The organism is Nostoc sp. FACHB-152 (assembly GCF_014697475.1).
GTDB lineage: Bacteria > Cyanobacteriota > Cyanobacteriia > Cyanobacteriales > Nostocaceae > Nostoc_B.
On sequence record NZ_JACJRV010000089.1, the window covers coordinates 1 to 26,022 of the forward strand.

General features: G+C 43.1%; 21 protein-coding genes. 3 read left to right on the forward strand and 18 right to left on the reverse strand.

Annotated features, from left to right (window positions below):
• Positions 1 to 126: 126 nt before the first annotated feature.
• From H6G76_RS31360 to gvpN, 17 genes are all read right to left on the reverse strand, one after another.
• Positions 127 to 2,358 (reverse strand): hypothetical protein, encoded by a 2,232-nt coding sequence (locus H6G76_RS31360; protein ID WP_190709634.1) that lies wholly within the window; start codon positions 2,356 to 2,358, stop codon positions 127 to 129.
• A 129-nt stretch (positions 2,359 to 2,487) separates the two neighbouring features.
• The gene (locus H6G76_RS31365; protein WP_190709637.1) at positions 2,488 to 3,735 is read right to left on the reverse strand and encodes a GAF domain-containing protein; all 1,248 of its coding nucleotides are present in this window, start codon (positions 3,733 to 3,735) and stop codon (positions 2,488 to 2,490) included.
• Between the two features lie 30 nt (positions 3,736 to 3,765).
• Positions 3,766 to 4,791: a chemotaxis protein CheW gene (locus H6G76_RS31370; RefSeq protein ID WP_190709639.1), complete on the reverse strand. Its 1,026-nt coding sequence runs from the start codon at positions 4,789 to 4,791 to the stop codon at positions 3,766 to 3,768.
• Between the two features lie 186 nt (positions 4,792 to 4,977).
• Entirely contained in the window at positions 4,978 to 5,373 is a 396-nt protein-coding gene (locus tag H6G76_RS31375) for a four helix bundle protein (RefSeq protein ID WP_190709641.1), read from the reverse strand.
• Positions 5,374 to 5,428: 55 nt separating this feature from the next.
• Complete coding sequence (locus H6G76_RS31380) at positions 5,429 to 8,581, reverse strand: response regulator (protein ID WP_190709643.1); 3,153 nt, start codon at positions 8,579 to 8,581, stop codon at positions 5,429 to 5,431.
• A 144-nt stretch (positions 8,582 to 8,725) separates the two neighbouring features.
• On the reverse strand, positions 8,726 to 13,969 hold the full coding sequence (locus H6G76_RS31385; protein ID WP_190709645.1) for a GAF domain-containing protein: 5,244 nt from the start codon (positions 13,967 to 13,969) through the stop codon (positions 8,726 to 8,728).
• 183 nt (positions 13,970 to 14,152) lie between these two features.
• Positions 14,153 to 14,671 carry a chemotaxis protein CheW gene (locus H6G76_RS31390; protein WP_190709647.1) on the reverse strand — a complete coding sequence of 173 codons (519 nt, stop codon included), beginning with the start codon at positions 14,669 to 14,671 and terminating at the stop codon, positions 14,153 to 14,155.
• A 14-nt stretch (positions 14,672 to 14,685) separates the two neighbouring features.
• Positions 14,686 to 15,048 (reverse strand): response regulator transcription factor, encoded by a 363-nt coding sequence (locus H6G76_RS31395; RefSeq protein ID WP_190709649.1) that lies wholly within the window; start codon positions 15,046 to 15,048, stop codon positions 14,686 to 14,688.
• A gap of 180 nt (positions 15,049 to 15,228) precedes the next feature.
• Entirely contained in the window at positions 15,229 to 16,629 is a 1,401-nt protein-coding gene (locus H6G76_RS31400) for a response regulator (protein WP_190709650.1), read from the reverse strand.
• 435 nt (positions 16,630 to 17,064) lie between these two features.
• Complete coding sequence (locus H6G76_RS31405; protein WP_190709652.1) at positions 17,065 to 17,763, reverse strand: gas vesicle protein GvpC; 699 nt, start codon at positions 17,761 to 17,763, stop codon at positions 17,065 to 17,067.
• Between the two features lie 78 nt (positions 17,764 to 17,841).
• A complete protein-coding gene (gene gvpA, locus H6G76_RS31410; protein ID WP_073640805.1) occupies positions 17,842 to 18,063 on the reverse strand; it encodes a gas vesicle structural protein GvpA in 222 nt (73 codons plus the stop codon).
• 223 nt (positions 18,064 to 18,286) lie between these two features.
• Positions 18,287 to 18,985, reverse strand: coding sequence for a GvpL/GvpF family gas vesicle protein (locus tag H6G76_RS31415; protein WP_190709654.1), 699 nt, complete (start codon positions 18,983 to 18,985; stop codon positions 18,287 to 18,289).
• Between the two features lie 155 nt (positions 18,986 to 19,140).
• Positions 19,141 to 20,964: an AAA family ATPase gene (locus H6G76_RS31420; protein WP_190709656.1), complete on the reverse strand. Its 1,824-nt coding sequence runs from the start codon at positions 20,962 to 20,964 to the stop codon at positions 19,141 to 19,143.
• Between the two features lie 173 nt (positions 20,965 to 21,137).
• A complete protein-coding gene (locus tag H6G76_RS31425; protein WP_190709658.1) occupies positions 21,138 to 21,908 on the reverse strand; it encodes a GvpL/GvpF family gas vesicle protein in 771 nt (256 codons plus the stop codon).
• 124 nt (positions 21,909 to 22,032) lie between these two features.
• Positions 22,033 to 22,467, reverse strand: a complete 435-nt coding sequence (locus H6G76_RS31430) for a gas vesicle protein K (protein ID WP_190709660.1) — start codon at positions 22,465 to 22,467, stop codon at positions 22,033 to 22,035.
• A complete protein-coding gene (locus H6G76_RS31435) occupies positions 22,454 to 22,801 on the reverse strand; it encodes a gas vesicle protein (RefSeq protein ID WP_190709662.1) in 348 nt (115 codons plus the stop codon). Before H6G76_RS31435 ends, H6G76_RS31430 begins: the two co-directional genes overlap by 14 nt.
• A complete protein-coding gene (gene gvpN / locus H6G76_RS31440) occupies positions 22,798 to 23,973 on the reverse strand; it encodes a gas vesicle protein GvpN (protein WP_190709664.1) in 1,176 nt (391 codons plus the stop codon). The genes H6G76_RS31435 and gvpN overlap by 4 nt, the downstream gene beginning before the upstream one ends.
• Before the next feature lie 215 nt (positions 23,974 to 24,188).
• On the opposite strand from gvpN, the gene H6G76_RS31445 reads away from it, so the two are divergent.
• From H6G76_RS31445 to H6G76_RS31455, 3 genes are all read left to right on the forward strand, one after another.
• Positions 24,189 to 24,443 carry a gas vesicle protein GvpG gene (locus tag H6G76_RS31445; protein WP_190709666.1) on the forward strand — a complete coding sequence of 85 codons (255 nt, stop codon included), beginning with the start codon at positions 24,189 to 24,191 and terminating at the stop codon, positions 24,441 to 24,443.
• Between the two features lie 134 nt (positions 24,444 to 24,577).
• Positions 24,578 to 24,886, forward strand: coding sequence for a hypothetical protein (locus H6G76_RS31450; RefSeq protein ID WP_190709668.1), 309 nt, complete (start codon positions 24,578 to 24,580; stop codon positions 24,884 to 24,886).
• A gap of 12 nt (positions 24,887 to 24,898) precedes the next feature.
• A complete protein-coding gene (locus H6G76_RS31455; protein ID WP_190709670.1) occupies positions 24,899 to 25,300 on the forward strand; it encodes a hypothetical protein in 402 nt (133 codons plus the stop codon).
• A 93-nt stretch (positions 25,301 to 25,393) separates the two neighbouring features.
• Here the strand turns inward: H6G76_RS31455 and H6G76_RS31460 are convergent, their stop codons facing one another.
• A complete protein-coding gene (locus tag H6G76_RS31460; RefSeq protein ID WP_190709672.1) occupies positions 25,394 to 25,903 on the reverse strand; it encodes an opioid growth factor receptor-related protein in 510 nt (169 codons plus the stop codon).
• Positions 25,904 to 26,022: the final 119 nt, after the last annotated feature.

Here is a 26,022-nt window from a genome sequence, read left to right on the forward strand (position 1 = left end):
GCCCCTCTCCGCGTCGGAGCGAAAAGTTTGCGCGTCCGGGTTTCCCGGCGCAAAACTTTTCAAGACAGAGGGGTTGGGGAGAGGTTCATCGAACTCACGTTAATTGAGGTTAAATAGCAATACAGTTTAAGTTAAAGATTTTGTGAAAAGGCGACCATCCAAAACTAGGCTAAGTTGTCTATTCGCAATAATGCTAGTTCCTAGGATATAAGGAGCAACTGGAATTGTTTCCCCTCGAGGATGGATCGCAGAGGATTGCTTGCCGATGATGCAATCTACTTCTAAAGCACATCGTTTGTCTAAGTAACGAAATACTAATAACGGTTTATTCTGCTTGAAAGCATTTAGTGTATCTGTACTGTCAGTGGTCACTGGCGTGGGAAGGTGATTAGAACAAATCAGCACATCAGTCAGTAAATGGATAGGAACGAGCATTTCTGTTGTTGGACGATCGCGATCGCCACGAAGCAAGTCACTGGTGCCAGAAGACTGCAAAAATAACATACGTCCCGCTTGAGTTTGGAGAATTTGTTCGGACTGGGATAAACAAATCTGCTCTACGGAATCGGCAACAAATGCATAGATTCTGGAGTTAGCTTGACAGACGATTAGTTGAGTAATTTCTTGTTCAAGTGGAATTTGCAGCGAGAAGGCTGTACCATGTCCAGCTTTAGACTTCAATACTATTCTTCCCTGAATAGCTGTTAATTGCTTGCAAACTTCAGTTAATTCTGCTCCTAACTCTAAGCCAGCAAGATCGCACAAAACAGATGAAACCTCTGGTTCAAGTATTAGTTCAGTCAGTTGCGTTGCTTGTAGAATATCTCCTGGTTTTGTCAGAGCGAATCCTTGGGCTAAAGCCTGTTGATAAATTTGAGATAAGTTAAGTCCTGCGCCATCATCACAGCCGTCAATAATTAGTTGATTTCCCTGCTGGTAAACTTGAAATTCAATAATACCGTTGCTATTTTTACCTAACTCTTGGCGTGTTTGACAAGACTCTATACTTTGCTCTAGTAAATAGCAACTTATATGCAATAGGAGGACACGGAGGCGATCGCTAAACGCGCGATCAACTTGGATATCGTTAATTTGTAAATGTAGTCTAGCAGACTTATCTTGTAGAGCTTGTAACTGTGACCAAAGCCGATGCAACGATTCTAAGGCTACTTTTAAAGAAATAGTTGTAACTTTTTTGACTACATTGGCAGAACTGTTAAGTAACTTTTCCTGCTGTATGAGTTCTTGTTTGAGTTGGTGATGATTGTTATTCAAGGAATGAACAGTTGATGCCACCTGAGACGCTTCAGCCAAAACAGATTGCAGAGTACTGTACAATTGCTGAGAACGAGAAGCAGCTAGAGGAGAAAGAGTATCTGAAATTGCTGCTAAACGTCCTGACCATTCCTGTAGATTGTCCAACAAGCGTTGTAATCGTTTAACTTGTCGGAGCAACTGCCCGATAGTATGTTGCTGTTGTTCTTCCTGACAAACTTGCTGATTATAGTTAATTAATAATGTTGCAATCAGCGCGTTTAGTTGTTCGAGATGGTGAATATTGATGGGTGTGGCGGCTGGAATACTAGTTGCAACAATGGTGGGAATGGATTCTTGCAAAGAGAGTGTATGGCGATCGCTCGAAGATTTAACTAAAGATGCTTCAGATGTTTCAGCAGGCAGGTAAAAATCCCCCAACCAAGCTTGAAAATCTTCTTCCCCATAATCCTCCAGATTTGCTAGTTCCCTTACCTTGACGGGAAGCTGCTCGGTATCTACGTGAAAAAGGCTGCCAGACTGGGGGCTAGTTTCATCTATAGGTTCTCTGACAAAACTTTCCTGGTCTTTAACCAGAACTTGCTCTGATAGAGATGCAGAAGATTCTACCTCGGACAAGGAATCGTTAAATTGAATAACTGGTTGATGTCCCGATGTCTTAAGGTTTGTTTCCTGGGAATCGCCAAACTCTGCTTGTAGACGAGCCACAATGGCAGACATCCTCTCCAGAATTTCTATTTCCTCAATTTTCGAGGCTGTTAAAAATGCCATTAGCAGCATTTGTAGGCAATCCAATCCTTCCGACAACAGGGAGGCGATTGTGTCGTCAATGGTTGCCCGATACTGATACAAAAGCTGAAAAATCTCTTTTAGTGCAGCTGCAACTATAGCAATGGTATCTAGCTCGGCTGCTATAGCAATCGAATGCAGAGAGCCAGCAGCTTCCATGAGAGCCAAAGCTGTAACAGGGTTACTGTCTTTTGTATAGTTAGGCAACTCCTGCTCCAAGAACAGTAACAGATCAATCGCTTCTTCTAGAAAGCGATCGTCGTTCTGCGGTTGGGGGACAAAATCGGTACTCATCGAAACTCCTGGTTTGTGACAATTTTATAGACTTCTTGCAGAAGTGGGGAAAAGGGTAAGGGGTAAAGGGGAAAGGCTAATAAAAACCCTTTTCCCTTTAACCTTTTCCCTTTCCCCCTCTTGCAAAAGTTACTTTTGCAAGAGGTCTATTGATTTGAGGGTACAAGCAGCGACGATGTGGGCGATCGCTCTAAATTGCTCCTGGATTTGCGCGATTGACTCCAGCCCAGCATTGATTTGGCGATCGCACGGTTCGATAGCAGAAACAACGTCTGCTGTTGCTACTTGAAGTTCTTGGAACCATTCCTCTATATTTAACGTGCTTTCGCGGGCTTGACGGGCGAGAGTTTCCACCTGTTCGGCAGCAGCTAACAAACTTAGTTCCTGCTCGCTAGCTTTTGTTGCTTCGATGGCTGTATTTAGGGACAAAATCTGAATTTTGCTACTCAAGCCTTCCACAAGACCAACAAAGCTAGAAGCTTGCTGACAAAATTCACCAAGGTATTGCAGCTGTTTATTTGTAAAAGCAACAGTATCTTGAATAGACATTAAATACTCGCGCTCTAGCTCGGCGATTTTTGCTCCTTCTTGTACGGACTCGCTCACCTGTTGCAATGGCACTAGTAACTGTGAGCGATCGAAAGATTCAAGCTGTTGAGCAGGTGGAGCTACTATTTCAACCGAGTGCAAGTTAATTGTCAACATCATTCCGACTTGTTGCAGCAAACTGCGCTCTGCTTCTTGCCATTGTCGGGGTGCAAGGCAATTCTGAATAACTAACAAACCCCAAGGCTGTTGTTTAACAATCAAGGGCAAGCACAGACTCCCTTGCACTTGAAAGCGTTGCCAAAATTGCTGTTGGCGCGGAGTTAATTCTAATACTTCAGTTAGGTTATTGAGTAAGTGTTGTCCGTTACTAACATCGGTAGTAACAAACAAATTTATCGGTAGGGATTGGTTGAGCAGGGATGTCCAACCCGCTTGTATAGCTTCTGCGATCGCACGAGAGCGATTATCTTCTTCAAAACGATAAATCAGGACGCGATCTGCGTTGAGAACATCTCGTAGGGCGGTGGCTGTAACTTCCAAAAGTGCAGTTTGACCTTTTGCCTGCTGCATTTGCTGCTTGATCGCTGCAAGTTGTTCTCGCTGGAGCTGAAAAGCCCTTTGAACATTGTCATCATTATCACTGGACGAATCCTGAGCCAAAGCTTGGATAAAAGCTTCGATTTGACTTACCTTCTGCTGCAATTGAGCGACCTTTGGCCCCTTAGCAGATTGAAAGACTGCTTTGAGTACAGCCACATTAGCCAAAATTTCTTCTATCGGGATTTGATTGTCAACAGGCTGGGTTTGGTCTAAAGTTGCGATCGTCACGGAAAACTCCTTGGCAGCATTCAAGTTAAATCAGTGGGTTTGCCATTGCAATGTCTGGGCGATGGCTTTGGTGTCTAAAATCCAGCGATCGCCCGGTAGAATACCTCGAACAAAATTTAGTAGTTTGTTGGGGTAAAAGTCGGTTGGTGCTGATTGCGCTTGCTGTAAATCCTGCCACTCTACATCGTAGACATGAGCGACCAAAAACCCGACTATCTGATTTTGAAGCTCAACAACCAGAACTATTGGCTTTTCTGGTCGTGACTGCCGCTTAAAAAGCGGTGCATAACCAAGCAAATGTTCTAAGTCAACCAGCCGCAGCATCTGTCCTTGCCAATTATAGAAACCTAAAATCCAACTTGGTAAGGCCGGGGCTGGGGAAATTTCTTGGCTAGCGATATGAATCATGTTCATTACTGAGTGGAATGGTAGCAATCCACTTCCTTGATCGCCCAAGGAAAAACGCAAAAATCTTTGCCGTTGTTCGCATGATGTCAGTCCAGGAGCCAATGACTGGGTTGTTCCGGGCAACCCCAACTTATCAGCCAATATCTGGTTCATACCAAAAAGAAGTACTTTGAGTGGTTCCTCGTTTGGTGCTATAGACAAAACAGCCATGTGGCTCACACAGCTTAAGTCCGCCACTTGCCGATAAGACCAAGGCACGGGACGCACAGTTGACAAAGGAATATCGATTAAAGCAGGGGGCTTGTCCACAGGAATGCCACAAAGTTCTCCAGTCCGCGTTTGAGTCAGAAGTAAAAACCGCCCTGAAGTTTCAACCGCAGAGAGAACTTGTTGCGTCTGTTGGGTTTGTACTTGCGGAATTAACTTCTGGCGCAAGTCCACAATCGTAATAGTTTGCGCTCCCAAATCGACCATCCCGATTCCACTTTCAACCGTACTGCTAATAGGGGGACAAGCAATCACCTTGAGAACTGCACCAACTGGCAGGGCAAATAAATAGTCGGCGATCGCAAAAACAACGACTCGTAATGAGTCGCTCTCGCTCACAGCGCCAGATAATCGCTTAAACGGAAAGGGAGTGTTGAGCATAAATATTCATGAAGAAGGGGAAAGGGTAAAGGGTAAAGGGGAAAGGGGAAGGGGTAAAGGGTGCAAGCCCCTAAGCTTTATTTATGGAGGGGAAAAAGATTCAATTCCAGACTATTGCGAGAGAATTGAGGCATCCTTACTTCAAGCCCCTAACTTTAGTTATGGGTTCCCTTTCCCCTTTCCCCTTTAACCTTTTCCCTGCCCGAAGGGCATTGACTGATTTATAGATTTAATTTGATTAGATAGCATACGGCTCAACTCCATAGCTTGATTAGAAAGTTGTGTATAAGTTGGTTGGTCTAGATAGCCCACTTCTAACGCTACTCTTAAAAGACTGCGAACTTCACCGGCAGACCCTTTAGCAATATTTAAAAAGTTTAAGTATTCTTTGCGAGAATATCGTTCAAATCCTTCTGCAATATTTGTAGGTATTGATACGGATGCACGTCTTAACTGATCTCTTAAACCAAAGTCTTTACTCAGTTCACCTTCCTTAGTCCTTAAGTATATTTGCTTAACTAAGTCAATACCTTTTTGCCATACTTTTAAATCCTCAAAAGTTTCAATTTTTTTCCTTTCCATTCCTTCCTTTTCCCCCTTACCCTTTTCCCTTTCCCCCTATCTTATTGATACTCAGCTAAGGGCTATTAACTAATTCAGCGATTGTGGCTAGGAAATTCTGCTCGGAATAGGGTTTGGTCAGGTAAGCTTTCGCCCCTAGAGCTAAAGCTAATTGGCGGTGCTTCTGTCCGCTACGAGTAGTCAGCATCACCACAGGAATTCCAGACAAACGCTCGTCTTGGCGATGGAGTTCTAAAAACTCAAATCCATTCATCCGTGGCATTTCAATGTCGCAAATCACTAGATTGACATCACCGTGTTGCAGCATTTGCGCGATCGCCTCTCGACCATCGCCTGCTTGCAATACTTGATAATCGGCTTTCTGGAGTGTTTGCACCAAACTCTGCCTTTGTACAACTGAATCTTCCACCACTAACACTGTCAGTCGGTTAGGTTGAGCAACGGCTGTATTAACTTCCATTGACTGTTGCTGCGGTTGCGTTATCATTAGCTCGGATTGCTGCCCCTCTAGAGTAAGAACAGGCTCAGGCGCAGGCAATAGTTTAGTTGTAAGACTTGATGCCGGGGAAGTCGGTATCATATCTGTCTCCCAGGTTTGCCGAACTAACTCCAACGGGTCAACGGTTAGGGTGAGACTACCATTTCCCAACACGCTGTAGCCTTGAATGTAACTAGGTAAAGTCACGACTCTGCCGAGGAACTTAATTACTAATTCCTGCTCGACTAAAATCTGATCGACTTGCAAACACAGGTATTGCTGCTCTGTTTGCAACAGTAGCAGAGGTTCGACGGTGTTTCGTTGTTTGACTGGAAAAGGACTGAGGGTTAAATTGTGGTCTTGGGTGAATAAAGGATATTTGTAATCCAGCAAATTGGCAAGTGAGCGGATGGGAACTAGTTGCTGATTTTGCCCTTCTCCCCACTGCCAAAATTTTTGCATACCTTGCCCGTGTAAAGATTGCTGCACTTGAATCTGGTCTGGCTGGGGTAATAAAACTTGGCTAATTCCTTCCGATAGCAAGGCATAAGTAATACCTTGAGATTGACAAACAAGCAAGCGTGCCGTTGTCAAGCTCAGAGGCAATTGCAGAATGAAGGTGGTTCCTTGCCCTGAAAGCGATCGCACCACAATCGAACCATGTAAAGCTTGCAATTGCGTGCGAACCACATCTAAGCCAATACCGCGGCCAGATAACTCACCAACCTGGTTAGCGGTAGAAAAGCCTGGTTCAAACAATAACTCTGCCAGTTGGTCTTCGGAGGCGTAGACTGCTTGTTCGGGAGTCAGTAAGTGTTTTTCTATACCTCGCTGACGAATAGATTCCCAGTTTAAGCCTCGACCATCATCCCGTACCTCAATAGTAGTGCGGTTGCCTTGATGGTAGGCTTGAATTGTAATTGTTCCGGTTTCTGGTTTACCTTGCTGGCGGCGGGTTTCTACTGGTTCAATGCCGTGATCGAAGGCATTGCGAATCATGTGCAGCAAGGGATCGTACAGCTGCTCAGAAATGGCTTTATCCACCAGTACCTTCGTACCGCCAAGCTTGAGTTCAACAGGCTTATGATAAGTTGCTACCATCTGTTGCAAGAGGCGGGGTAAGCGATTTAACACTGTTCCCAGGGGAACCATTCTGGCTTGCAGCAAATCTTCCTGCGCGCCTGAGAGCAGTTGCTTGCGCTTGCCGAGACTAAAGCGAGATTGCTGAACTAAGCCATTAAAAGCCTCAATCCGTTCTCCTAATTGCACCATATCTTCTGTGAGATTTTGCAGGAGAATGTGCAACTCGCTATAGGTATCCATTTCTAAGGCATCAAAATTAGATTGTGCCTGGGCAGTTGGGGAAGCACGGACAATTGAGCAGCGTGGGTATCGCTGCTTTGCGCGTTCAGGAAGCAGTTGTCGATCCGACCAAGTAGAAACTTTACTAAGTTGTTGTTGACAGTGCAAAAACTGTAGTAGAGTCTCTTGAGCTGCTTTGTGGATGTGATTAGATTGGAGGTTTTGTTGGTTTTCGTTGATTAGCAATTCCCCAATCGTGTGGCTGAGGCGATCTAGCTGTTCGATCGCTACTCGGATACTGGGAAGTGATGCTGATGACTGAGTCTGGAGGCTTGGTGCTGGTGGTGGAGAGTCCGGCCGATCTGAGTCTGAGTAGCGGCATGATGTCTGTGGATCTCCGAGCCAGATTGACTGTAAAATCCGATCTATGGCAGAGGGGGCTACTACCGCATCCTGAGAAATTGGTTCGAGTACCTCTGGTGCTTTCGCTACGGAGTTATCAGTTCGCTTCGGGAAAAACGACCAAATTGATTCCACTTCGCTGGCACTGAGGAGAGGAAATGGCTGATTCTCAGTTGTAGTCGTTGGTGTTGGTTGGGCAGCGATCGCAACTGGCGGCCCTTGCGGTTCTAGGACAGGAGTAGTGAGCCTTGCCCATTCTCGCAATTGTGGAAATATCTCTCCGCCTTGAATGCGATCGCCTGCAAGTACTGCTGTTTGAGCCGCTTTAAAATTTTCTAAAGCCACCTGAGCGATTTCTAATACTTTGTCTGGATGTGCTTTGAGTGCGTTTAGGGTCGCCTGGGCAATTTCTTCCAATCCAGATAAGCTATAAGATGCTGCTAGTTCGGCAAAAAATTCTGCTTGAGAGTTGAGTGTGGTTTGAATTTGTTGCGGATCTTGGCTTTGGATGTCAGCTTCCAACTGGTGCAAATCCTGGGTTACACTCCCCGAAAAGATTGACTCTACCACATCAAAGCCAAGTTCTTCTGAACTAGGAAGCGGAGCCTCACGACCAAAAAAGTCGCCTAGTTTATGTTGGAGTTGGGCGAAGATTGAGGCAGTTTTATCAAGTATTTCTGCCTCATTGTAGGATAAGCCCATCAAGGTTGCACTCAAGGGAGTTCGCAGACACTCATACGCATCTAGAAGCAAAGCACCCAATTCTGGATCGATTTCCAATTCTTGAGGGTATAACGCCTGGAATACATCTTCCAAGTGATGGGCAATTGTCTTAATCGTTTCCTGTCCAACACTGGCAGCGCTCCCTTTGAGAGTGTGGGCGCTTCGCATCAAGGCGTGAACTTTTTCTGTGGTTTTTTCATCAAGTAAACCGATCAGACTTTGCTCAATGGTTTGCAACAACTCTGCCGCTTCAGCCAGAAAAGCCTGCTCTAACTGCTCTTGATTACTGAGATCGAGGTTCATAAGAGTTTTGCGAGATTAGTAGTCTGCCAACCCAAAATTGTTAGGTGAGGGCTGGGAAAAGGGGAAAGGTTAAGGGTTAAAGGAGTAAACATCTTTTCCCTTTCCCCCTTGCCCTTTACCCCGCCAAGTTTCCTTGGCGAACTATTAGTCAACTTTGAACTGGCTAACGCTGGTTTCCAGTTGTTGTGAAGTCATCCGTAGTTCCTCAAAAGACTCGGAAATGTTCATGGCACTTTGCGAAGTCTTGCGAGCGATCGCTGAAACATCCATCATCGCTTCTGTCAACATTTGAGATTGCTGACTTTGAGTGGAAACTGCTTGGGTAATTCCTTGTACCAGTCCACCAATTTCGTTGGTAGCTGCCACGATCGCACTCAGGGAATGACGAGTCTCATCGATTAAGTTCGAGCCTTGGACAACTTGGGTAATCCCGATTTCCATTGCTTCGGTAACTTCGTTGGTGCCAGTTTGAATTTCTTGCACGAGTCGCTCAATTTCTGTGGTAGCACTAGCTGACTGATAAGCCAGGGAACGAACTTCATCTGCAACCACCGCAAAGCCTTTGCCGTATTCTCCAGCACGGGTAGCCTCAATCGCCGCATTGAGTGCCAGCAAATTAGTTTGAGTAGCAAAGTTTTCAATCAAACTCACTACTTTCGAGATTTTCTGAGAAGCTTCACCGAGGCGTTTAATCTTCTTCGCTGTTTCGGATACAGTTTCCCGAATCTCCAAAATGCCTTCTACGGTTCTTTCCATCAGAGAATCGCCAGCTTGGACGGTTTTATTAGCTTCTTTAACCGCCTGTCCTACTCTTTGGGCATCACTAGCGACTACCTGGGTGGAAGTTACCATAATTTGTAATTGTTCTAGAGCGTGTTCGAGCCGTTCTGCCTGCTGTTGAGCTTGGTCAGATAGTTTCACTACTGAGTTAGTGTTATTACTGGAATTTTCACTCACCCTGCTGGCAGCAATCTGTACTTGTCGGACTAAATCTCGCAAGCTTTGGATCGTAGTATTGTAACCATCAGCGATCGTGCCAATTTCATCTTCAGATAGGGGAGCGCGAACGGTGAGATCGCCTCTAAAGGATGGTTCCAAAGCCATGAGAACGCGTATTGCTCCTTGTTGCAGTTTTTCCCGTGCGGTGCGTTCGCGCTCTGCTGCTTCTGCTAGTTGCTGCTCTTGAGTACGCACCTGTTTGAGGTAGTCTGCAAGATTCAGGGCAAGACCAATCTGGACGCTGGCTTGGTTGAGAACATCCTCCTCGGATTGCTCCCACTGGCGGGGTGCGCTATTTTGATAAACTCCCATCAGCCCCCATAACCGATCTTCTTGAAAAATCGGAGCAATCATGTAGGCTTTAGTTCCCCAGGTTTCTAACAATTGAATGTGACATTCGTCATGACCGACAGTATATATATTGTCAACCTGTAAACTTTCTTTGCGAGCATAACGCCCGCCTTTGTTGTACTGGAGATAGGTATCTCTAACTCTAGCCATGCTAGTTCCTACAAGCTTCGGCCAATCCCCACTCACAGACTCAACGACAAATTCTCCAGACCAGTCAGGCTCAAAACGGTAAACTCCAACTCGATCTACTTTCAGCAGTTGACGAAGTTCTTGGGTGGCAAACTGGACAAATTCCAGAACATCACCATCACTTTGAGCCATCTCTGTTAACCGACTTGGCAGGCGATAGGAAAATCTGGCGTTTGCTACTTCCCGTTCTGCCAGTTTTATCAGTTCCTCATTCTTGTTTAAGGTTTGCTGTAAGTATTGCGATTGTTGGACGGCAACCCCAAACTGTGTGCCGATTTTCGTTACCAAGCTGATTTCATTATCTTGCCATTGCCGCGGCCCGTCATTCTGATATGCTCCTAATAAACCCCAGAGCTTGTTTCCGGCAATAATTGGGGTGATGATATAGGCTCTAATCTGGAATTGCTCTAGAATTTTTAAGTGGCACTGGGCATGACCAGCAGTGTAAACGTCATTGATTACAAAGGTCTCGTTGTTGCGATAGCGGCCACCTTGGGTTTGTTGTAGGTGTTCGTCTTCCCATACAGTCCTGATATCGGGGCCAACCAAAGCCACCCATTCACGACTTACGGATTCGGCAATAAACTCCCCACCCCAATCTGGATTGAAGCGATACACTGCAAGCCGATCGCATTCCAAGTGCGATCGCAATTCTGGTAGGGCATTGCGGAAAATCGTATCTAGCTCTTGAACTTGGCGGATTTTTTCTGACAGCCTTGTTAATGCTCGTTCCCCTTCTGCGGTTCGCGCTAACTCTGCATTTTTCTTCTTGAGCTGTTCGATATATTTAACCTGTTGCAAGCCTATACCCATTTGCAGAGCTAGTTTTCGCAACAGTTGCACATCCTTGGATTTCCACTGCCGAGGGCCAGTATTTTGGTATGCTCCTAAAAAGCCCCAGAGTTTGCTGCCAGTAAAGATAGGAGCAATCATGTAAGCCTTGGCCTGGATTTTTTCTAATATCTCTAGGTGGCACTGAACGTGACCGACAGCGTAAATATCATCGACAACACAGGTTTCATGATTGCGATAGCGTCCGCCTTGAGTTTCTTGCAAGTGTTCGTCCATCCAAATCGTTTTCCTATCGGAACCAGCTAAAGATAACCATTTATCTTTTACGGATTCGGCAACAAACTCCACACTCCAGTCGGGATGAAAGCGAAATACTGCAAGGCGATCGCATTGTAGTTGTTTGCGTAAACTTGGCAGCACATTCTCGAAAATTGTGTCTGTATCCTGGGCTTGGCGGATTTTTTCTACCATCGCTGTCAGCACTTGTTCCTCTTCTGCTGTCCGCGCCAACTCAGCATTCTTCGTTTTCAGTTGTTCGATATACTCGGCTTGCTGCACGGTTAACCCCAACTGAATGCCCAATTTGGTCAGCAATCGCACTTCCTCGGAATTCCACTGGCGCGGGCCGTTATTTTGGTAAGCTCCTAATAAACCCCAAAGTTTGTTGCCAGCAAAAATCGGGGTGATGGTGTAGGCTTTAACCTGGAACTGCTCAAGTATGTCGATGTGGCACTGGGCATGACCGACAGTATAGATGTCATTGACGACAAAAGTTTCATTGTTGCGATAGCGTCCGCCTTGGGTTTGCTGTAGGTGTTCGTCTGCCCATACAGTCTTAATATCGGGGCCAACTAGAGGTACCCAGTCACTTCCTACAGATTCGGCAATAAATTCACCACCCCAATCTGGATTGAAGCGATATATTGCCAAGCGATCGCATTTGAACAATTGCCGCAATTCTGCCAAGGTAGTGCGGTAAATCGTTTCTGCCTGTTGGGAATTACGCATTCTCTCCGCCATACGCGCAATGGCGTTTTCCACTTCAGCTACTTGGGTCATTTCTAGATTTTTTAACCGTAGCTGTTCGATATATTCAGCTTGCTGGAGGGCAATGCTCAACGATTCGCCGATTTGCAACAAAGCACCAGTCTCTTCATCAGTCCATTTCCGCACATCAGAATTTTGATAAGCTGCTAACAAACCCCAAAGCTTACCAGCGCGGAAAATGGGAACAATGATGTACGCTTTGGCTTGGAATTTCTCTAATGCTTCTACATAGCAAGGTGAAAAACCAGCAGCATAAATATCGTTGACTTTGCGGAAGCGTCTTTCTTTGGCGTAGATTCCACCCTGCGTTTCCTTGAGATATGTATCGGGATCGAGTTTCGCAGGGGAGCCATAATCCTTCACACTGCAACGCTCTGAAGTTACCATACCTGTTTTTAGAATGGTTTCTTGTTCCTGAATATCCAACAGGGACGACCAACCAGCAGCCACAGATTCAGCGATAACTTCTCCACTCCAGTCTGGATAAAATTGATAAACGATTGCGCGATCGCATTTTAAAAATCGCCGCAATTCTTGGGTGGTAGTGCGGAAAAGGGTGCGAAGCTCGGTTGCTTGTCCAATCTTTTCAATGATGCCGAAAACGGTACGTTCTCGTTCAATGAGTTTGGCTGACTCCTCAGAACGTTGATAAAGTTGTTGCTGATATTGCAACTGTTGAATAGCAATACTAGATAGAGTTGCAACCTGCACCATCAGTCGAACTTCGCTATCTTTCCACTGACGAGCCTGAGAATTTTGATAGGCAGCTAGCAAGCCCCACAACTTTTCTCCCTGGAAGATGGCAACAATAATGTATGCTTTGGCTTGATAGGTTTCTAAAACTTTGATATAGCAGTCAGAAAAACCAGCACTGTAAATATCATTAGTGACTCGATAAATCTGGCCGCGATGGAAAGCTTTGCCTTGGGTGTGCTGAATGTAGCTATCTGCACTTTGCGATCGCCCTGTTATCCCAGCTAATCCCCCTTCGTCTGCAAAGTTCCTAACACTGCAATAGTTAACGTTCTTGACAATTGCTGGGTTGTTTCGCTGTTCTTCTAATAGAGAAACCCACTCCGAACCAACAGATTCCGCAACAAATTCTCCACTCCAGTCAGGATTGAAACGATAGATTGCTACGCGATCGCATTTTAACGACTGCCGCACTTCTTGGGTGGCGACGCGAAAGATGGTATCCGCATCTTTGGACTGGAGAATTTTATTTGCTACACCAGTCAGGATTTGGTCTTTTTCTACTTCTTGTTGCAACGTAGCTTGAATCATGGCAACTTGCAGTTGCGCTTCTAATTCCTGCGCGAGCAATTTTAGCGACTTAATTTCAGCATTCTGCCACTGGCGAGGGGCAGTACATTGCTGCACTACCAACAAACCCCAAACCCCATCTTTTGTTAAGATTGGCAAGCTCAAACAAGCTCTGATCTGAAACCGATCTAAGAGTTGCTTTTGGTAAGGAGACAAACTTGCACTGTAGGTATCTGCGATCGCTGCTAATTTTTCTTGTTGATAAAGCTTGTTAGAACCTAAACCAAAAGTGACTACGGGTAGTTTTTCCTTCAGCATTGGCGTAAAGCCGTCCCTCATCGCCTCCGCAACAACTATCCCTAGCGTCGGATTCGTAAACTCATATACGATCACGCGATCGGCTTGCAGGGTGCTTTGTACCTCCATGACAGCAGTAGCAAGCAAGGTATCTAGATCGGAATATTGACGAATTTTGCTAGCGATCGCCTGTAGTTGCTCTACTTCTAATCCATCTCCGGCATCTTGATATGGCAACACACTTACCAGTTCTTTTAACTTGCGAATTCTGTCTCGCAATGGCCCTGTTTCCACCCAATCAGCTTGATCCAGTTCAGTTCGCAATTCTTCTAGAGTGGAAGTAACTTGTTGTTGTGTAGGTACAACGGTATGCCCATTATCGGTATCTTTATGACCGTTGCTGAAATTTGAGTGTGGTTGGTTGGGTGTAAGATTGGGTTGCGTTACCATAATCTTTCTTGCTATTAAGGTTGTCGGAGTTAATAAGTAGAATAGACTTCTTGCAGAAGTGGGGAAAAGGGTAAGGGGTAAGGGGTAAAGGGGAAAGGGCTAATAAAAACCCTTTTCCCTTTAACCTTTTCCCTTTCCCCCCTCTTGCAAAAGTAACTTTTGCAAGAGGTCTAATGCAGAGTTTTAAATAGATTGAAGGGCTTGAATCACAGCATGGGTGTCAACTAACATCAAAGGGCTACCTTGAGCATCCATAAAGTAGCCCTGCAAGAACGATTTAAGACGGGTGGGTAACATTGATGCCGAAATCGCTAACCGCTCTTGGGAATCGTAAACTTCAATGGTATTGACTTGCTCTACCAACAGCCCGACAGTTTGATTCTGGACTTGAACAAGCATCGCCATGCCAGAGTTGCGTACATTTTCTCGCCGACACCAGTGTGTTGCTCCCAGTAAAGCTGCTAAATCAATAATCCAGAGAGCTTCTCCTCGCCAATTCATGATGCCTAACAAGAATTCTGCTACCTGCGGTACTGGTAAAACCTCTGTGAGTGTAACTTGAATTACTCCCCGCAAATCAGCTAGTGGGAGTAACCCATTTACCCTTCCATTTAACGGAAATCTTAAAAACCTCTGGTTGTTTCCTTGGGGAGAGTTTTCAAGAATGGGTAGCGCTCTAAAGCTATCATTGACCTGTAACATTGCCCCAGTTTCCTTTAGCGAATAAATTTACTAACAGTCTGGAGCAAGGTATTTTCATCTACAGGTTTGACTAAATAGGCATCGGCACCACTCATATTGCCCCAAGTTTTATCAACATCTGTGTTTTTCGTTGAGCAAATCACTACCGGGATTGCTTTTGTTATCGGATCGGCTTTCAACTTGCGGCAGAACTCAAATCCACTTTGACCTGGCAAAATCAAATCTAGTAGGATCAAGTCAGGTTTTTGTTGTTTCAACCGCAGTTGAGCCTCTTCACCACTACGAACTTCATAAACTGAATATCCTCCTTGTTCCAGGTAACGTGTCATCTTTTCGGATTCTGTGAGGCTATCTTCAACTAATAGAACTTTTTTCATTTTGATTCCTAACTATTTAATTCAGAATTTGAAAAATAATTGCGACAAATGAATTAGCAAGAAGGCAGGAGGCAGAAGGAAGATTTAAGAATTTTCATACTTAGTTGTGTCAAAACTGTGCATGAATAGCTGTTTTAAAAATGGGTGTTGGGAAGCCACTGTCATAACTAATGCTTCAACCTAAACGCTTAAATACTTGTGCAGCACATTGAGTACTTTTTCTGACTCTACGGGTTTACCTAAAAAGTCAGTTGCCCCTACTAATTTTGCTCGCATCCGATCTACTATTCCATCTTTCCCCGTTAAGATGACAACCGGCACATCTTTGAGACTTGGTGTTTTACGGATTTGAGAACAAATTTCATAGCCATTCACTTTTGGCATCAAAAGATCCAAAAAAATGAAGTCTGGCTTGCTTTTAATTAGCTTTAAAACTGCCGTTAAAGAGTCTTGAATACCAACAAAGCGATAACCTTGTTGGCTGAGAATTTCCTCTAAACTGCGGCAGATTGTCGGGCTATCATCTACACAGGCGACTAAAGGCCTAGAGACATCAATAATTGCTGCTGGGGGGGCAGTTTGTATAACAGTGTTCTCTTCTGGTTTCCGCAAAGAATTGGGATGATTAACTGCACTGGATGGGGTGACAATTTGTTTGCTAGTCGCTGGGGGTGCAGTTTGTATAACAGTGTTCTCTTCTGGTTTCCGTGAAGAATTGGGATGATTAACTGCACTGGACGGGGTGACAATTTGTTTGTTAGTCGCTGGGGGTGCAGTTTGTATAACAGTGTTCTCTTCTAATTTCTGTGAAGAATTGGGATGATTAACTGCACTAGACAGGTTACCCGTTTCTTGACTAATCCCAATTTTTCTGGGGCTTGGGGTGGGTGAAAAAGCGATCGCTCCTGCTTTTACCAATGGCATCAAGAACCGAGTCAAAGCTAAGACATCCCGACTAGTTTTCTGCCCTAGACCTCGTAAGGTTTTTGTGCCATCAACTAGCGAAATAATCTGTTTAGAGGATGCTTGTCCTTGGAGTAGTTCAAGTTGTTGAATTACAGGATATAGATTAGGTGAGTAACTTGCCAGTCCTGCATCTCGCCATTCTTGCCAAGCTTGTGTAGCCTGTTTTAAAACTTCCTCAGTTGGTATAACAGCTAGGAGAAATCCAGGAACTGCACCAACAACGGTAGTAGGTGACAACTGCCCTGCTGGATTGTTAGCAATTCTTGTAGCTTCAATGTGCTGCATTATATCAAACAGGACTTCAGCTATTAAGCTTGTAATCAGGCTAACAAGTTGTTGTTGTTCGATTAATTTTTGTTCTCGCAATTTAGCAAGAATGCAATACTCTCGATAACTTTCCTGGGGAGAGACAAGCCCCTCCAACTTTGTCACATCCAGAAGAGGACAGTATTGCGACAAGTATCGTCGCCATCGCTCATCGGTATTAGAACCGCCTGCCTGCCAAATTAATCGTCCTAAACGAAAATATAGCGTCCAAGTCGGCCCCTCCCTGGCTCCAAGATTCAGCTTGCCTGTAAATAATTTAGTTTGAAGTTGCTCGATCAATTGATTCACAATGGATCGCACCTCCTCATATATCTTGAGTTTTGCATTTACATTAGAATTCCCCAAACAATCCAGCTTATTAACCTCATCGTGCGATCGCCAATAACACAGTTCAAAACCTCGATCTATCTACCCCAACTTGTTATTTCCAATCAGAACATTTTTAAAGTTCAAAGTCAGAAGCTCGAACAAAAATTTAAGCTCTTTCTCTAATTAGCAATCAGTTATATATATTACTTTTTTAATATTACATATACTGAAAATATTGCTTGTATAGATATAGTTGCAATACAGACCTTAAAAAGATGGAAATTTTGAATACTAAAAAGCATAGACCAACTTTAATGCTTATGGATTGTGTATTATATCTGCTTTAGGCAAAAGATATAAACAATCGCCCAAGTGCCAGTCTACAAATATAAAAAGTCAGCTCGATCAAATTTGTCAAGAAATTGCTTGTTGCCGAATAAAGTATTGGCGATCGCGTTGTTCTAGTATCCCTTGCTTGATTAATGAGCGTAGGATATCTATTGTTTGCACCCTGGTTAAGCCTATTACTTCTTCAATTTCTGTTAGAGTAGCTCCTTCAGCTTGCTGAATGTATTGCTGCACTTTAGATTTAAGAGTATCTGCATTTAAGGCAGGCACTTTCCTTGTCATGGTATTGACGGCAGGACGAAAACCAGTGGCTTTAATTGAAGAACGGGAGATTGACCATTTTGGAACTGTTGCAACTATTTTCTCTTGTGTAGCAGGAGTCGGGGAAACTGCTTGTTCATGACTGCGATTGCCCCAAACATTTTTATGTAAAGTTGCCCGAAAACTTTGCAAATCTTGGAATAATGCCTGAGCTTTTGCTGCCCGTTGTTGACGGTATTCTTGCTGGCGTTGGCAGACATCTGTTTTTATTTGCAATATTTCTAATTGCCGCTCTACAATCTCTTGCTGAAATTGCTGCTGTTGTAACTTTCTGTTGTTGTGAAGGTTAGTAACAAAACTGCTCAATTCTTGATGAAGCAAATCTGCTTGCAGCTGCAATTCTTGTTGAGTTAGCTGTTTCCATTGGTTAACTTGTTGACGGCGTTCAGCAGTTATTTGCAATCGCTGCGATCGCTCTTGTTCCCATAAATTCTTGAGAGCCATCAGCTGAAATCTCCTATTTTGTTAACTATAAACATTAAATGGGAGCCATGAATAAAGACTCCCTTTTTTAATGTGGTGTTAAGCAGCAGATGGAACAGCCGCCTGAGATGTTAAACCAACTGCCTCTGCATATCTTAAGTAAGTTTCAACTGAAGCAATCACAATCCGAGCTTCTATTGCTAGCAGTTCAATACCAACTAAAGAAACACGTACCCAAGCATCAACTACAATTCCCTTGTCTAAAATGCGGTCAATAACTTCAGCCAGACTTGAAGATGAGTTAACTTTTTCAACAGCCATTTTCTTTTCCTCTCATAAATCTAATTATTGGTTAGCCGTAGGTAAAAATTACACAATGTGTTTTATTCTTCCTGGATTTAGTGTTCCCAAAAACATAAGATAAATAAAGGAAAATAAAAAAATATTTAAAAGTTAACAATATTTTTTAGACAACAAAATAACAGAAAAAATCATCTCGTCTTGATTTTTTCTGGCAAAGGTTAAAATATTATTTTTTATGAATTTATCCGAGAGTATTTTTGAGAAAATGATAGGGTGGCAAAGGTTCACTCAGTGCCAATTGCCAGTGCGAGCATTGTACTTGCCAAAGGGAAAATTGCTCCGTACTGACCGTTAAATTGTTGCGCTGTGTTAAAAAGTGGATTTGTCGCACATCTGGCTGTCGAGTCTCATAGGTAACGTTTGTATAGGTTTTGAGAATTAACTGGTTCAAGAGTTCCCACTGTTCGCATTGTTGTGCTTGAAATGCTTGCTGTGTTTGGTAGCGTTGTTTTTTAGCTAATAGATAGGCTTTTCCTTTAGCATCAATAGTGTCAGAAGTGTCAGATGCATCAGACAAATTACAGGGTGTAGCTTTTAAAGTGTACTCAACTTTATCTGCTAGGTGAGTTAGAGTTTCTAGATATTGCTGTTGGTGCTTTTCTAGATGATTAAGCAGTGTTTCTTGCGAGGTAAAACCGTTCCCAAAGCGTAAGGGAAGAAGGGGAGTTTGTTGAAAAAGTTCTCGAATTACGCGATCGTGGGTTAATACAGATTGAAGTAAACGCTCATCCGTTGCTTGTAATGCTTCCAGTGAGATTTCCGGCTCTACGATCGCGGCTAAACCAGAAGAGTAAACGAGTTCGGTATTCCTTTCCATCCCTACAGGGAGAACAAGCGGTGATGTGATCGGTACTAGAAGAGCATAGGCGTATATTGACATAAGTAGGTTGGCGTGAATGTTTATCGTTGAGAGGAGGCAGAGACTAGACTTCTTGCAGAAGTCGGAAAAAGGGAAAGGGGGAAAGGTTTGTTATTTTCCCTTTAACCTTTTCCCTTTTCCCACCTCTTGCAAAAGTTCTTTTTGCAAGAGGTCTACTATTCAGATTCATGCTGATTAGCAAGCATCTGATATGTAACTTGGAAATCATCATTTGTAATCTGAATTAGGCTAGAGTCGCTTAATCCTTGAGCGCGGTAGCGACGAATTGCGCTTAAAGCAGCTTGATTGCTCAATAAAGCCAAATCTGCCCCATTCCAGCCCTCGGTAACTGTCGCCCAGGTTTCTAAATCGACATCAACCAAGGGACGATCTAGATTGTGAACTTGTAAAATAGCTAATCGACTGGTTCGATCTGGTAGATCGATTTTGATTTGTAAGTCCAATCTTCCGGCTCTAAGTAAGGCAGGATCGAGGGTTTCTGGACGATTGGTTGCTCCTACTAACAATACTTTCGGGCATTCATGCAACCCATCTAATTCGGTGAGCAGTTGACCGACAACGCGATCGCTAACTCCAGAATCACCACTGAATCGTCCCCGTGCTGGTGCTAGAGTATCAATTTCATCTATAAACACAACGCAAGGTGCTGCTTGTCGAGCTTTGCGAAAGAGTTCTCTGACTGCCTGTTCTGCGGCACCTACCCATCGGCTGAGTAATTCCGGGCCATTCACAGCAATAAAGTTGGCTCTTGCCTGAGAAGCGATCGCTTTTGCCAGTAAGGTTTTTCCCGTTCCCGGCGGCCCCCACAACAGAATCCCACGGGGAGGCTTGGCTTTAGTTTGTTCGTATAGTTCGGGATATAAAAGTGCGCCCTCTACAGATTCTTGAAGTTTTTGTTTCACATCATCCAAACCACCAATGTCATCCCAACTGACACTCGGTGCTTCAACTGCTACAGACCTGAGAACTGAGGGTTTTATCTCTTTAATTGCTTCGAGAAAATCCTGCTGCATGATAGTCATGTTCTCAGGAATGGGACTGTTGAGCGAGGGGACTTGACGACGAAGGGCAATGTAGGCTGCTTTTTGACAAAGTGCTTTAATATCGGCACCGACAAAACCGACAGCCAAATCAGCGATCGCTCCTAAATCAACCGCAGCCTCCAAAGGCATGGCACTTGTTAAAATGGTGAGAATTTCCAATCGTCCATTGCGATCGGGAACTTGAAAATGAACTTCGCGATCGAAGCGTCCCGGACGACGCAGCGCCGGATCGAGATAATCGGGGCGATTTGTTGCCGCTAATACCAGTACACCCTCGGTTTTGGCAAATCCATCCATTAATCCCAGCAACTGCGCCACTAGTCTTTTTTCAACTTCACCTTCTACTTGGCTGCGATCTGGGGCAAGGCTGTCAATTTCGTCAATAAATATCAGGCAGGGAGCAGAACGAGTTGCTTTCTCAAAAATGCTTCGTAAACGAGCTTCTGCTTCCCCGTAATACTTGCTCATCACCTCTGGGCCATTGATGGCAATGTAGTTTAACTCTAACTCTTCTGCCAAAACACGGGCTGTTAAGGTTTTTCCCGTACCGGGCGGACCAACTAGCAAAACCCCACGCGGAGGCTCTAAACCTAATTTCGCCAATAAATCAGGACGTTTTAGGGGAATTTCAACTAACTCTCTGATTTCCTTGAGAACATCACCCAAGCCGCCGACATCTTGCCAAGAAGTTTTTGAGTTTGTCCGAGGTGATGGGGGGGTGACATCAGTATCATCCATTGGTGTAGTGCCAACGGTGGAATTAGATCTGACTCGGCTGGAATTATTTGTTCTAGGAATATTGCCTTGCCGGGGAATACTACTGAGATTATGAGAGCGAATTTGAATAGAAGTTTTTAACTCGCCTTTCTCTACTTTTTCTTCTAAAGCTTTGGCAATTTCTAATAGCTGTTCAAATCCTTTAAATATGTCGTCCATTCATTTTAGTTAAATAAAAGGCAAAGAAAAATTTAATTTTCAAAATAATTAAAAGTTTCAATAGGCTTCTTACATAAATATTTTTATCTCTCTCAAAGGTGCCGAGAGAAAATTTGAAATTAGCACTTTTGCAAGAAGTCTAATAATTTTTGATTTTCCATTTTTATTGCTGTTTAGTTAGAACTAACTAATCGCAGGCGAGCAAAGTTAAAAGGGGCAGTGAAATTGTTGTAGCGAATTCGCAAACGTTCTTCAAATTGACGATCAAGTGCTTCAACCTGTTCGCTAAATTGTGATTCTGCTTCCCAAGGAATTAGGTAGGCTGCGTTATAAATCATTGTCTCCATTTGGGGAGTATTTTCCACCATATCGATCGCAATAGAGTTGAGAGTGCCTTGAAATAAATTTATGATGCCTTGTTTGCGATCGCTCATTCCCTGTTCGATAAATTGTCCTATTTGGATTACCTGCTCCATATTCAGAGGTTGACCCGCTAGCTTATCCCTTTCAGTTTTGAGATCTGGATTTTCTGCCAATAGTCCCTGAATTTCTGCCTCGGTATTCCAAAAAACTTTGACACTAACTTCTCGGCGACCCGATAACTTTGCTAGTAATTGCGTCAATTCTTCTTGATGAGGACGAATTAATTGCTCTGAAAACGTTTCCCAGCTTGCAACCAAAAGTCCAAATTGCACGGGGAGTAAATTGCGTTGGCGTAGCCCGTCGTAGACATCGCCTGCTTGCATGATGTCCTCAAGGACTTTCTCATGACTCAGCAGATTACGACGGCTTGCTAAATAACGCTCTTGCTGTGCTTCGGAGTAGATGACTGCAAAATCATCCAAAATTTTAATTTGTACCGGTTGCCGATCTAAACCCTCTAAATTTAAATCTTGCGGAGCAGGCAAGGTCAAAATTCCATAAATGTAAAAGCCATAACTCATATAAATGTATTACCAAGAAGAATGTAGATAAAAAAGGATAGCAAGTATTGTTTGAAATTCTTGGAAAACCTTCCTAGCAAAGGCTTTTAATCCAAAATCCAAAATCTAAAATCCAAAATTGATATTACAGGGGTTTAGAGGTGAGTACTAGTCTTAACTTGGCGTGAACTAAGTTTAATTGAGCCAGTCCTAAGTCTAAGTCACCTTCAACTACCACACCCGTATTTAATAGGCGATCGAGGAGTTCTAGAATAGAGGGTTGGCTAGAGGTTTCACCAGGGTAATATCCTCCAGATTGGGGAAGTAAAGTTCCCATTTCACCCAAGTTAATATTTAGCTCGGCTGGGTCAATATCAAATATCTCGCAAAGCTTAACAACCTGTTGTTCAAGCTGTCGCAAGCTTTCGGCAGCCCGATCTAACTCATAGTCGTTGAGGGTGCCAGCATCCATTCGCCGGATTACCTGAGCTTCCATGAGTTGGCGTATCAGTTCAACAACCGTCAATAACAACGGTGCTAAACCTGAATCGGAACCTTTTGATTTACTAATCGCCTGCATTCTGATGATTAATAGGATTGAGTGCTTTGAGCGATCGCAGTTCTGTTTCTAGACTGGCAACACGCTCTTGAAGTTGTTGATTAGTTGTTAATAAGGAACGAGCTTGACTATTAAGATAGGGGTCGCTCTCCCACCAGTTAATTCCAATCTCTTTGGCTTTATCAACAGAAGAAATCAACAAACGAATCCTGATGTTGAGCAGTTCTGTGGAGCCTACGGAAATAGAAATATCTCCTGCTATAACAATGCCTTTATCTAGAACCCGTTCGAGAATATCCGCCAAGGTAGAACCCTGAGTTGCTGTGATAACTCCCCGGTTAGTATGAGTACTCATTTGTTTATTAAACTGCCAGAATCAAAAGCAACTGCCTGTGATATGTTCGACAGTTCGCTATTACCTTGCATTTGCAATAATACTCCTTGCTCTCTGAGAGACTTGAGTGCAGCTACAATTTGACTGCGATCAATCCCTAATTCTGCTGCCAAATCAGAGAAACGCCTTCCCGGAGACTTACACAGGTAGTTGTAGACTTCATGCTCGTAAGGTACTCGTTGTTCCAATACAATCTGATTTTGACTGTCTGGTATTATCTCTTCTGCCAGCTGAGATTGAGTATTTGTACTATGATACAATTCACTCAAAACCTCTTCCAGTAGCCGAGTTGCTTCCATACGAGGTTGATTTGTGCGAGAAAGCAGGATATCGGCACAAATATCTTGGAAGTTAGGCTCTTCAAAGTTTACGGAAATTTCGTGTTCGTGGCAGATTCTAGCAATCATCAGACAGGAACGTAATCCACCACCTTGCCCAGAGCCAGAGCGACTCCAAAACATCCGCACCAAGCGCACGATTTTGTCTGCTTTCTCAGAATCTATGCCTGTTTTCTGAACTACAATCTCCTGCTGAGTTAGTTCATCAGGTGGAGGCATATCGATGGTAATAACACGATCCATCAAAGCATCCTGAGTTGCATGAACTCCACAATACTCTTGAGGATTTGATGTTAAGATTGCCCGAAACTGAGGATGAACCCGGATATACTCGGCTCGATGTTGGTTTGTTGGCAAGACTAATAGCCTTTCCTCAAGTACGGAGAGTAAAACGTTATTTACCTCTGGGTGCGATCGATTAAATTCGTCGTAAACCAGCGTAAATCCTTCTTTACAAGCTAGGGTTAATCGGGCATCAACCCAGTGTTGTCGGAGTTCGTCCTCAACTTTCACAACGCTGTGGATGAAGTTATCAACAACCTTTTTACGGGTATAACCTAATTGATTACCAATCAAGTCTGAGGTTTTAAACTCATCATCTCCAAATAAGAGGATGATAGGCTGGTTGAGCAAATCAGCTAGATGCATTGCCAGAGTAGTTTTTCCAACTCCAGCCGCACCACGTAAATGTACTGAAAAACCTGACTGTAGATAGCGCAAAGCACGTTGAGCGACGCGTTGAATAGCTGGGGTATTGACAAATCGTTGGGGAGATGCATTTAATACTGTTGTCAAGCTCTAAGTACCTCCTAAGTAGGAATTTTTATAAAAGTAATTTTTTGCACATCGGATATATAAAATACGGATGTCAATAAGCCTTAACTGGACTCAAATCCCATGCATTTTGGCATCAACATAAGACTAGTAATGTTTAATATTTATGTCATCAGCATGATTACGGTCTTGCAAGGACAGCTTTCATAAATCCACATAAGTAAGTGTAAAGTGATATGGTTCTGCGCTTTTTACTATTACCGATTACCGGCCCATTAATGGGGGTAACGTGGCTTGGGGAAAAAATTTTAGAACAAGCAAGTACTGAAATTGATGATAAAGAAAATCTCAGCAAGCAACTTCTTGCACTGCAACTTGCTTTTGATATGGGAGAAATTCCGGAAGAAGAGTTTGAAATTCAGGAAGAAGCTCTTTTATTAGCGATTCTGGAAGCAGAAAAGCAGGAACGCGATCAAACACAAGAGTATTGAAATTCTTTCCTAGCTTGTGTGATTTATTGCTTTAACCAACGTGAGTCTACAACGGAGGCGCACGTTAATTTAAAAAATGTTGTTAGGTATTTTACTTAAATAAATTATGCTTCTACTATAAAAGTATTAATTTAATGGAAGCTTTACCCAATAATTGGGCAGATATTCAACCTGATAGCGTATATCTTTCAATCAGTAGTTTGCTAGTTTCATTTGGCAGCGAACAAATAAAGCTGGGATTAAAATATGATCGCAAGGGGAAACATTTAAAAGCCATTGAGAAAGGGCTTGTACCTCCTCGCGGTAATGTTGGGTTGGTGGCTTCCCAAGAATCTGGTTACGATTTGAAATCTAAAGTCTTAGGTAAAGGTGACGACCGCCGATTTCATGCAAAATTCATTGATGATATATTGTACTTTCCTGGTTTGGTAACAGAACATTAAACCCACATAAGTATGACAAGGCTCGAATTAAAAAATCATCAAGTTTGGCAAGATTTAACTGAAATATTACAAAGTTTAGATGCTAATCTTCTTGTTCAAGAACATCTTGACCAGTGTGATTATCAAGTGTGTGGCTATTGGGATGAACAAGATGAATATTATGAGAAAATTACGTTACCTCGTACCCTAGAAGCCGAATTAATTAGCAGTTCAATAGGCGTTACTCACAAAGAACGTTTTTTACAACTAAAGTTTTTGCTCATAGCTGATGCTGTTGATAATACGAAAACTGCAAGTAGCAATGCTCAAAAACTTGGTGAATTGGTTCTTGTTTATGATGAAAATCTAGAATTTATTGATGAGAATTGGTTTTTAGATGTCGATTCTCCATTCCTTGTGAAGCAATCTGGTTAATTTTAGGGAATTGAGTAGAAGTAAGAAATAACTAAGCAACGAATTTTCGTACCTAGTGCAAAGCTGAGTTGGGTTTCACTCCGTTCAACCAAACTACGTATCTAAATATATAGCAGCTTTCCAATATTGAAAGCTCACTGATCCAATTGTGTTTTGCTTCTCTAAGTAAAGCTCCTCAAGCGCGCCAAAGAACTTCGCTGCATACACAGACAAACCCAATAATGTAATCGATCTAAGAATTCTAGTAATTCTAAGAAAATTGTGATTATTAGGTGTCACCCACTTTTGTATTCTATTGTCGTAATTCAGATTTTTAATTATTTTGACATTTCCTTTATCCTCTAATCTTACGAAGCCATAAAAATCCAGCATCAAGTCAAGAGATTTTAACAATCTATCTTTCAATTTCTCACTACTTTTAAAATATGATATATCTTCAACTGTCAGAACAGGAGCATTAGGATTATAAATACTTAGCTCAGGCAAAGGGAATATCCATTGGATAAAATCATGAACATCTTCTAGTTTTTCATAATTCCATGACCATACATCCTCAATTTTCCTACCTTGACGATCAATTCCAGTTCCAGCATAGAAATTCAACAACTTACTAAAATTTTCGGCTCTCCCAGAGTAACTATGGTAAAATAATATAAGAAAATTAAATAAAACTTAGATAATTTAGATTGGTTAATAGAGAAAACCCAAGCTATAAACCGAAT